Annotated in this window: 12 protein-coding genes; 1 reads left to right on the top strand and 11 read right to left on the bottom strand. The window is 38.1% G+C overall.

What is annotated here, in order from left to right:
* Window positions 1-193: 193 nt before the first annotated feature.
* The 5 genes from SFC32_RS05970 to SFC32_RS05950 all read right to left on the bottom strand — a co-directional run bounded on the left by SFC32_RS05970 (window position 194) and on the right by SFC32_RS05950 (window position 3,601).
* Window positions 194-697 (bottom strand): pyridoxamine 5'-phosphate oxidase family protein, encoded by a 504-nt coding sequence (locus SFC32_RS05970; protein ID WP_411050202.1) that lies wholly within the window; start codon window positions 695-697, stop codon window positions 194-196.
* Window positions 698-776: 79 nt separating this feature from the next.
* Window positions 777-1,124 (bottom strand): cyclophilin-like fold protein, encoded by a 348-nt coding sequence (locus SFC32_RS05965; protein WP_411050203.1) that lies wholly within the window; start codon window positions 1,122-1,124, stop codon window positions 777-779.
* Between the two features lies 1 nt (window position 1,125).
* A complete protein-coding gene (locus SFC32_RS05960; protein ID WP_411050204.1) occupies window positions 1,126-1,473 on the bottom strand; it encodes a cyclophilin-like fold protein in 348 nt (115 codons plus the stop codon).
* A gap of 105 nt (window positions 1,474-1,578) precedes the next feature.
* The gene (locus tag SFC32_RS05955) at window positions 1,579-2,748 is read right to left on the bottom strand and encodes a MalY/PatB family protein (RefSeq protein ID WP_411050205.1); all 1,170 of its coding nucleotides are present in this window, start codon (window positions 2,746-2,748) and stop codon (window positions 1,579-1,581) included.
* Entirely contained in the window at window positions 2,741-3,601 is an 861-nt protein-coding gene (locus SFC32_RS05950; RefSeq protein WP_411050206.1) for a DUF3737 family protein, read from the bottom strand. The genes SFC32_RS05955 and SFC32_RS05950 overlap by 8 nt, the downstream gene beginning before the upstream one ends.
* Window positions 3,602-3,812: 211 nt before the next feature.
* Between SFC32_RS05950 and SFC32_RS05945 the strand changes: the two genes are divergently transcribed.
* On the top strand, window positions 3,813-4,685 hold the full coding sequence (locus tag SFC32_RS05945) for a LysR family transcriptional regulator (RefSeq protein ID WP_411050110.1): 873 nt from the start codon (window positions 3,813-3,815) through the stop codon (window positions 4,683-4,685).
* Window positions 4,686-4,785: 100 nt separating this feature from the next.
* Here SFC32_RS05945 and SFC32_RS05940 read toward each other — a convergent pair whose 3' ends face one another.
* From SFC32_RS05940 to SFC32_RS05915, 6 genes are all read right to left on the bottom strand, one after another.
* Window positions 4,786-5,286 carry a YkgJ family cysteine cluster protein gene (locus SFC32_RS05940; protein WP_074964759.1) on the bottom strand — a complete coding sequence of 167 codons (501 nt, stop codon included), beginning with the start codon at window positions 5,284-5,286 and terminating at the stop codon, window positions 4,786-4,788.
* An 80-nt stretch (window positions 5,287-5,366) separates the two neighbouring features.
* Window positions 5,367-6,230 carry a hypothetical protein gene (locus SFC32_RS05935; protein ID WP_411050119.1) on the bottom strand — a complete coding sequence of 288 codons (864 nt, stop codon included), beginning with the start codon at window positions 6,228-6,230 and terminating at the stop codon, window positions 5,367-5,369.
* Between the two features lie 130 nt (window positions 6,231-6,360).
* Window positions 6,361-6,786, bottom strand: coding sequence for a cupin domain-containing protein (locus tag SFC32_RS05930; RefSeq protein ID WP_411050111.1), 426 nt, complete (start codon window positions 6,784-6,786; stop codon window positions 6,361-6,363).
* Window positions 6,787-6,801: 15 nt separating this feature from the next.
* Complete coding sequence (locus SFC32_RS05925) at window positions 6,802-7,125, bottom strand: carboxymuconolactone decarboxylase family protein (RefSeq protein ID WP_411050112.1); 324 nt, start codon at window positions 7,123-7,125, stop codon at window positions 6,802-6,804.
* A gap of 23 nt (window positions 7,126-7,148) precedes the next feature.
* Window positions 7,149-7,541, bottom strand: coding sequence for a stress response transcriptional regulator NmlR (gene nmlR, locus SFC32_RS05920; protein WP_411050113.1), 393 nt, complete (start codon window positions 7,539-7,541; stop codon window positions 7,149-7,151).
* A 102-nt stretch (window positions 7,542-7,643) separates the two neighbouring features.
* Window positions 7,644-8,825 carry an Mbeg1-like protein gene (locus SFC32_RS05915; RefSeq protein WP_411050114.1) on the bottom strand — a complete coding sequence of 394 codons (1,182 nt, stop codon included), beginning with the start codon at window positions 8,823-8,825 and terminating at the stop codon, window positions 7,644-7,646.
* Window positions 8,826-8,903 lie beyond the last annotated feature (78 nt).

Genomic DNA, 8,903 nt, shown 5'->3' with positions numbered 1-8,903 from the left:
ATTTTTTAAACTCTTTTATATTTATTTCTGAAAAGTATTATTATCATAAGATCTGCCTTTATAATATAGAAAGTGCATAATAAAGCATGTAATACTACCTATTCAAGGCGCCCATTTTTCTTGCCTCTGATTGAGTTTAATTTTTTATCTTTATTAACAAAAACAACCAATCTGCTTTAGATTAGTTGTTTTTCTATAATTTTTTAGGCATCATTGCCTTAGCTTTGGCGGAATATTGGTCAATCACAATCTTAATCACGCCGACTGGTTTTGTCATTTTTTCGGTGAATTCAAATGTTTTGCCAGCTTGGTGCTGCATGAGTAGATTAAGGGCGTAGGCTTTTTGCTCTGAATCTTCGAGAAGCTCTGCTTTTCCACATTCGATAAACGAACTAAAGAAAGCACCGTATTTACAAGGCACGTCATAGTCGTAATCAGGCACCACTTCTCCCTCAATCTGAACACAAACATTGGGATTTTGGTGGATTAAATCAATTTTATGCCCTTGTCTCGCACCGTGTGTGTAAAAAATAAACTGGTCAGTTTCTTCACGGTACTCATAACCATAATGCAAAGGGACAACGTAAGGAAATTCCTCATCAAAAAGCCCTAAATGCAAAATCATATTTTTCTCAACAATAGCTTTGATTTCTGTCAAGTCAGTCACTTCACGGTCACGACGTCTCATTTTTGTCATAGGTTGCCACCCCATCATTTCTTTTTTCAAACATTATAGCAAAAATAAGCAGTAATTTCTCGAAGCGGTCAAGACTATCCTACTTTTCCTCAAAAACAACAGTAACGTTTTTTCCAGCCATGGCTTTACTAAAGTTACTCGTGTCTTTGATATGTCCTAGATAAGTGTATTTAAAACAAGTCTTGCAATCATCATAGAAAAGAGTTAGTTCGTTTGTCTGGCAGAGCAATAAATCACCTATTTTAATCGAACACGAGCATTGTTCTTTGCGTGGCAAGTGGTCAGCTAATAGATAAAATTTTTCATTGCCATTGACATCAGCCATATCAAGCTCAAGTGGCAAAAGTTTAACAAATGCTTTCGCGCTAGCATTATTTTCCAAAATCAACTCAAAGCTTTCGCCAGCAATCGTTACAAGAAATGCCATACTAATTCTCCTCTTCGAATGTCACCGTAACACTACCACGTCCAAGACTGTCTGCTAGTCCGCTATTATCCACTATCTTTCCTAAATCGGTGTAGGAATAGCTTGATGAAAAATCGTCATAAAACAAGACCAAACCATTGCCAGCCCACAATTTCAAATCACCTGAATGGATTTTTCCAGCTCGGTGATTATCTGAGGTAAACTTTCTATCTAACACGGCATATTTCTCATTGCCGTTGACATCGCTCATCTTTAACGTCAAAGGAAGACTGTCTTGAAACTCACGCGCGGCAGTCGAATCATTTAAAAGAAGTTTAAATGTTTTATTATTTACACTTACTTTAATCATTTTTTCACCTGAAACCTTTTTGTGTATGTGATTTTGCTGACTTAGCTGGCAAGCTGATAAAAGCACAGCCATCACAATAAACAAAATCCTTAGATATTTTTTCATTTACTGCTCGCTATATTTTCTAACTGCTTTTTTAAAACGCTCCACACCATCAATTAATATCTCAAGTGGGCAAGCATAGTTCCATCTAATAAATGCTCTTCCATTGTCACCAAAAATGTCACCGTCAGATAGGATTAAACCTGTTTTTTGACGAATAAAGGCACATAATGCTGTTGTATTTTGTGAAATAGCAGAGCAGTCAAGCCAAGCAAGATAAGTCGCCTTTGCTGGAACGATTTTGATTTCTGGAAAAGCTGTCGTCACTTGCTCAATCAAGTAAGCACGATTTTTTGCCAAGTAATCATTGAGCTCATCTAACCATTGCCCTGCTTCATTGAAAGCTGCTTCTGTTGCTTGAATGGCAAAAGAATTTGGCTCAGCCACTTCGTCCGTATTGATACCACGATTGACGCGTTTACGAAGGGCTTCATTTGGTACGGAAATCACTGATGTTTGTAATCCAGCAATATTAAAAGCTTTTGATGGCGCTAAGCAAGTCATGGTAATGTTTGCTATTTCTTCTGATACTGATGCAAACGGCGTATAATGGCTGTCAGGATGTGTCAAATCACAGTGCACTTCATCTGATAAAATAAGGACATCATGTTTCAAACAAAGCTGACCAATTTTCTCAAGCTCTGCCTTTGTCCAAACATAACCTGTCGGATTGTGAGGATTGCAAAAAATCATCAACGTCGTCTCATCTTGCGCTAGCTTATTTTCCAAATCCTCATAATCGATACTGTACTTTCCATCCTCATACAGCATGCGACTCTCTAAAACTTCACGACCGTTGTTCAAGATAGAATTGTAAAAAATGTTATAGACCGGAGTAATGAGCAAAACCTTATCACCCACTTTCGTCATCTTACGAACAATTGATGAAATAGCTGGAACAGCACCCGTACAAAACATCAACCAATCTTTTTGAAGTATGAAATCATGACGTTTTTGCCACCAAGAAATATAGGCTTCAAAGAAAGAATCTGGCACAGTATTGTAGCCAAGAGCGCCTTGCTCAATGCGCCTTTGAAGAGCAATTTTAATTTCTGGCGCCGTATCAAAATCCATATCCGCAACCCACATTGGAAGTTCATCCTCACCAACATCCCATTTATAGGAATTCACTTTACGACGATTGGCAATTTTATCAAAATGATACTTAGGCACGCGCAAGCACATCCTTTCTCAATGAAATGGTTGTTTGATTGGCATTGATTTCTGGGTCATCAAAAATAATCTCACCAATGGCATCGGCTGTGATTTTCCCAGAAATTGGATTTTTAATACTAATAATGTCAGAATGAATATCTGCCTGCAAATCCTCAACGTATTCAAATACTAAATCCGAATTAATCAGCTGGCAATTCTCCAAAGTCACGTGTTTCATATAACAAAGCCCTTGATTACTTTCAATCGTACAATTGATAAACGTGATATCTTCTGAATTCCAAGCAAGATATTCGCCTACGATTGTCGAATCACGCACAACCACATGCTTACAATTCCAAAAAGCATCTTTTGACAACATAGTACTATTTGAAATCTCAATATTTTCAGCACCGTCAAAGCAATAATTTCCTGTAATCGTCACATTATCCGCCTTGATATGCTTACTATTCATGCCAAAATAATCACCCGTTATATTAACATTAGTCAACTTAATATCCTCACATGACCAGAGACTTTCTTGAGCATTTGGCATTTGGACATTTTCCAAAACAATTGCAGAGCTACGACGAAAAGTTTTCGGAGCTTGAATAACACTATTTTTGATATTGATATCATGCGTATACCAGATTCCAGAACGTGCAGTATCTAGTAACTGAATATTTTCAGCTTTAACATGTTTTGAGTACCAAAGTGGGTACTTCCAACGGAAAATATCATTTTCCAAAACAATATGACGACTTTCCTTTAACGGTGATTCACCATTCGCGAATACTGATTGGGTAATGGTCATATTTTCTGCTTTAAAACAGGCACGTTCTCCTGTCAATAATTTTTGATTAATATCTGTCATTCTTATCCCTCCATTTTTTCAAAGTCCTTTTTTAAAACCGAAACGCCATTCAGTGTACACCTTGGAGTCCACTCAAAGTCAAGCATTAATATTTATTTTTTAATCATGTAACCATTTCATTTTACAAAGTTACTTTATCACGATATAATATACATAACAAATACTTATATAACATAGTTTATATAACTAAAAGACATAGAAAGAGGACATTATGGACATTCGTGTGCTTAATTATTTTGTCACAATTGTGCAGACCAAAAGCATTTCTAACGCTGCTAACGCTCTACACGTGACACAACCAACACTCTCACGACAAATTAAAGAATTAGAAGATGAATTAGACACGATTTTATTTCATCGAGGTAGCCGCGAAATTCAATTGACCGATGACGGGCAATACCTTTACAACCGTGCCATTGAAATTCTAGCATTGGTTGAAAAAACTGAAAATAACATTCGAAAATTAGATGGCATTGCTGGTGATATTTACATCGGAGCCGCCGAAAGCCCGTCGCTTGATATTGTTGCCCGTGCTATCAAAACACTAACCGAACAATATCCAGATATTCGTGTCCATATTCGTAGCGGTAACGCAGATGACATTCTCGAACATTTAAATAAAGGCGTTTATGACTTGGGAATTACCATTGGTAGTTACGATATTAAAAAATACAATCACCTAGCCCTTGACAATCGTGACCGCTGGGGAGCCTTGGTGCCTAAAGGGCATCCGTTGACGCTGATTGAAAAGCCAAGCCTCGCTGATGCGCTGGCTTATCCACTTATCACCTCTGCTCAAACGAGTACAGAACCTAGCGCATTGGCTGGTTTAGGCGATTATCGTATCGTTGCAACCTATAATCTGCTCTATAATGCTTCGCTTCTTGTTAAATCTGGTGTAGGAATTGCCCTTTGTCTTGGTGATATTATCAATACCTCCTATCCAGATAGTGACTTAATCTTTGTTCCTTTTGCTGAAAACAACTACGACACCCTGCAAATTCTCTGGAAAAAACAAAACACGCTATCCCCAAGTACCAAACAATTTCTCAAAATAATGCGTGAAGAACTTGAAAGGCAATAACAATTTTCAAGTACTAATTCATAAAATTTGATACTTTGTTGTTTTTTTAATAAGTTTAATCATAAAAAAGCCACCTCATATCACTGAAGTGGTTTTCTTCTTATTTCCCATCCAATCGTTCTTTGAGTTTTTCGACAAAGAGGTAGGCTGCGGGGCAGAAAAGGGTGTTTTTGATGGTTAGGTTATTAATCTGATAGATTTTTTTGCGGTCTGTGTGTGGAAACTCACGGCATGCTTTTGGTCGGACGTCGTAAATGGTACAAAGGTTGTCATCGCCTAAAAATGGACAAGGCATTGATTGAAAGACTTTGTCGCCATCTTCATCCACACGCAAATACATGTCTTCAAAAACGCCTAGTTTCATGCGAAAGACTTTTGAGATACGCGTGATGTCAGCCTCGGTAAAGAGCGGACCTAAGCTTTTACAGCAGTTAGCACATTTGGTGCAATCAATCTCATTGAAAACTTCTGTGTGAATTTCTTGAGTGATTTTATCAAGGTTTTTAGGTGCTTTTTTCTTAAGGGTTGCCAAAAATTTACGATGTTCTTTTTGTTTTTGTTGCGCTAATTCGTGATAGCGTTCAATATCAATATCTGTCATTTTCATACTTTCTAACATTGTTTTCAGTCAGAAAATATTATAGCACAAATAAAAAGAGGACTCAAAAACCTCTTTGATTATCAGCGCAGCTTTAGCAAAGCCACACGTTCTTGCTCTTTGATTTCTTCGATGAATCTATGGTACTCAGTTTCTGCAGCTCTGCTATTTTGCCCAGCACCTTGAAAATCAATAAGCAAATGGTCAAGAAATACGGGATCTGTGCCCTTTTGCCTATAAATATTTCCTTGGAAAAAATATTTGCCAGTCTTTCGGTCAATGGCAACAACTGAGGAACGCCAGCGCGCCTTTGCTTGATTATCTGGTTTCCAGCTGATTTTGAGCTGCTGCCCGTGATAATACCAGCCCATCAATTGCAGAGCTATTTGCTTGTTTTTTATCGGGTCTTTGTAAAAGCACGGCAGAGCAACGGCTTGATTATCTAAAAGAGAAAAAGGATGGAAATCCTGAATCCCTTGATAATCATCGTAAGAGATGGCATTGTCAGAATCATCTGAGTGAAAAAGCGCCGAGTGCGCATCACGAAAGGGATCATAAACATCATCTAGGTTGACTTTCTTGCCAAAGGTCAGCCAATCAATGCTTGCCTTATCGTAATACATCACGTAATCCGTCAGCAATTTTTTATCGCTTGGTACCTGCAAAATCTGAATCGTCTCACGCGCCTTAATCGGAACAGACATCATAGCATTGTAAAGCATCGATGTCGTAAACACCTTGATACGTTTTAATTCCTTGCTATAACCTTTTTCCGAGCGATTAAGGACATAAAAATCATCATCTTCTAACTTAAAGACAATGACAAATTGTAAATTTTTTCGTTTCTGGTCTATTCTAAAAATCGGTGTGGCGTATTGAGTATCTTTTTTAAAGAGTTTTAAAAACTTGCCAGCCTGCACCAATCTCGTGTGTTTCATTTGCATCATGTTTTCTAGTTTAACATGGTCAAAAGAAATTGTCACGATAAGTAGTATCAAAAAACGCCCAAGCTATTTCTTGGACGTTATTATTGGATGGATTGTTTTTTGGTTTTAGGAGTAAAAGGTTAATTAGATTTTATAGGTTGTTATAATCTTCTTCGCTTACTGCTTCTAGCCAAGTGTTTGAGGTATTTTCACCTGGGACTTCTAGCGAAATATGACTAAACCATGAGTCTTTCTTAGCACCGTGCCAGTGTTTTGTATTGGCTGGAATCACAATAACTTTACCCGGTTCAAGACTGACAGCTTTCTTACCTTCTTCTTGATACCAACCTTGACCTGCGGTACAAATCAGAATTTGACCGCCACCTTTGTCAGCCTTGTGAATATGCCAGTGATTTCTACATCCCGGCTCAAAGGTCACATTTGCTAAATGAAGTGGTGATTCCGCATCAACCAAGGGATTGAGGAAAGAATTGCCATCAAAATATTGTGCATATGCGTCGTTTGCTTGCCCTTTTCCAAAGACATTTTCTCTATCAAAAAGTTCTTTATCTGTCATCGATTTCTCCCTCACTTAATCTTCGTTCCAAACTTCTTTTGCAAGATTGAAGACAGCCCAAGCTTTTGGCCAACCTGCGTAGAAAGCTACGTGTGTGATAACAGCAGCAATCTCAGCTTTGCTAACACCATTGTTCTTAGCATTTTGTAAATGATAAACAAGAGAACTGTCGGTGATACCAGATGACATAAGAGCTACAACCGTGATGATACAACGTGTTTTAAGGTCAATATCGCTATTATTCCAGTTCTCACCAAAAAGTACGTCATCATTAAAATGTGCAAATTCTGGTGCAAATTCACCCAATTGGTCACGTCCTGCGGTTTGTTTAATTGTCATGTTGACTCCTCTTTTCTAAACGCCTAATCAGCTGTTCCTTCTTCAAAAAGACTCTCTTCTTTTTTCAAAATGTTGTTTTTATAATTCTCAATTTTATAATCTAGTCGTTCTTTGGCAGCTTGCAGTTCAGCAATACGAGAAATTAATTTTTCGCGTTGTTCTTCTAAAATTTTCATTCGTGCTTTTTCCGTGCCTTCACCTTCTTCGACCAAACTCATGTATTCAATCAAAGATTCCACGCTCATGCCAGCACTTCTAAAACAACGAATAAACTCAAGAGCAGCAATATCTTGTTCAGAAAAATCCCTAACACCAGATTTATTTCGGCGCACTCGAGGCAATAATCCAATACGCTCATAATAGCGGATAGTGTCTGCTGAAACGCCCGTTTGCTCACTGACTTTTTTGATATTCATAACTCATCTCCTCTCATCTTTCTAACACAGTATATACCTTAGAGTTAACTCCAAGTCAAGCAAATCGCACAAAAAAACTTGGGAAACCCCAAGTTTTTACTCTTATTTCTTCTTATCTAAACGTGACAAAAGACTATTGAAATCAGGTAGCGATAAATTTATCTTATCTCTGCTAAAGTTTCCCAAGCGACTGTGCCCAACAAAAGCCTGCAAGAATAACTTGGCTGACTTGGCAAGCAAGAGTTTCTTTTCCGTTCCGATAGAATAAAAGGAAGCAATGCTGGTGGCTAATTTGGTACCAAATTCTCGGTCGATTGTGACGTCATTGATGCTATGAATTCCGCTTGACATCAAGGTATCAAAGAGAGTGTCAAAAAGTATTTTCAATTCTTGACTAGACAATTCATTCATCCATTGCTTGAAAGTCTTCTCAAGATTTTGGCTTAAATCAGTTTGGCGCTCAGCTAAGATTAGCTCACCTGTTTCTTCATTAAATTGCCACGACGTAAGGGCATGCTGCATGATGCCTGAAGCATTACTCTTAACCACAATCGGCTCAATGTCGTTGTAAAGCATAATCCCAACGATTGATTCTTCTGGTCGAATCACCGTCACGCGCTCGCGAATCGCCTTATAGCCATCACTTTCAAGACCTTTTTCTTGCAAACCTGGCGCATCAAGCATATAAACTTTTTCGATTTGCTCACGAAGCAGGTCATTAACATGGGCCACAGCATAAAGGGCCAAATTTCCACCCTTAGAATGCCCGCTAACGGTCACTTTACCAGCGTATGTTTCAAGGTAGTTTTCAAGATAAGCCACAGCCGCACGATGAGCAGGAATTTCTTGAACATAAGTCAGTTTAAAATCCTCTTTCCAGCCAATCATGGTATCATCTGTCCCACGAAAAACCAGCTGATGATGGTTAATTTCAGGTAAAGTAAAGACCATAGCTGAAAACTGTCTTTCGTATTCCGCATCAACGTCATTGACATAATCAGACAAATTCAAATTGGCAAAACGTTTGGAAGCCACAACTTTCTGCAAAAGCTTAATCCGCTCTTCAGTCACTAAAAAACTATGACTAAAGGTCTTTTCTCCTGTGATATAAGGTAATAAGACCTCATGTAGATTAACGGTCTTTTTAAAATCAATTGACGCATCCAACTCTTCAAAGCAAAAATAACCAAGCTCATTTAAACACAAACTATCAGCTTCGTTAAATGCAAATTCGTCAAACGTACGACTACCATTACAGTCTAAATAATCATTAATTGTTGCCATAATTCTCCCCTAACTCTTGAATTTTACAGAGATTTGCAAAGAGTGTCAAGGAAAAGCCAGACCCCAAGACCAAATCAC

Origin of the sequence: Streptococcus sp. TATVAM-FAB8 (assembly GCF_046592795.1) — a bacterium.
Taxonomy (GTDB): domain Bacteria; phylum Bacillota; class Bacilli; order Lactobacillales; family Streptococcaceae; genus Streptococcus; species Streptococcus ruminicola.
Note: the sequence above shows the minus strand (reverse complement) of the source record. Positions and strands in the feature narration are given on the sequence as shown.

Coding starts and splice junctions, on each gene's coding strand:
- SFC32_RS05935 (WP_411050119.1), bottom strand. CDS start 6,230: ATGATGCAAATGAAACACACGAGATTGGTGCAGGCTGGCAAGTTTTTA.
- SFC32_RS05965 (WP_411050203.1), bottom strand. CDS start 1,124: ATGGCATTTCTTGTAACGATTGCTGGCGAAAGCTTTGAGTTGATTTTG.
- SFC32_RS05915 (WP_411050114.1), bottom strand. CDS start 8,825: ATGGCAACAATTAATGATTATTTAGACTGTAATGGTAGTCGTACGTTT.
- SFC32_RS05940 (WP_074964759.1), bottom strand. CDS start 5,286: ATGACAGATATTGATATTGAACGCTATCACGAATTAGCGCAACAAAAA.
- SFC32_RS05945 (WP_411050110.1), top strand. CDS start 3,813: ATGGACATTCGTGTGCTTAATTATTTTGTCACAATTGTGCAGACCAAA.
- SFC32_RS05960 (WP_411050204.1), bottom strand. CDS start 1,473: ATGATTAAAGTAAGTGTAAATAATAAAACATTTAAACTTCTTTTAAAT.
- SFC32_RS05950 (WP_411050206.1), bottom strand. CDS start 3,601: ATGACAGATATTAATCAAAAATTATTGACAGGAGAACGTGCCTGTTTT.
- SFC32_RS05970 (WP_411050202.1), bottom strand. CDS start 697: ATGACAAAAATGAGACGTCGTGACCGTGAAGTGACTGACTTGACAGAA.
- SFC32_RS05930 (WP_411050111.1), bottom strand. CDS start 6,786: ATGACAGATAAAGAACTTTTTGATAGAGAAAATGTCTTTGGAAAAGGG.
- SFC32_RS05925 (WP_411050112.1), bottom strand. CDS start 7,125: ATGACAATTAAACAAACCGCAGGACGTGACCAATTGGGTGAATTTGCA.
- nmlR (WP_411050113.1), bottom strand. CDS start 7,541: ATGAATATCAAAAAAGTCAGTGAGCAAACGGGCGTTTCAGCAGACACT.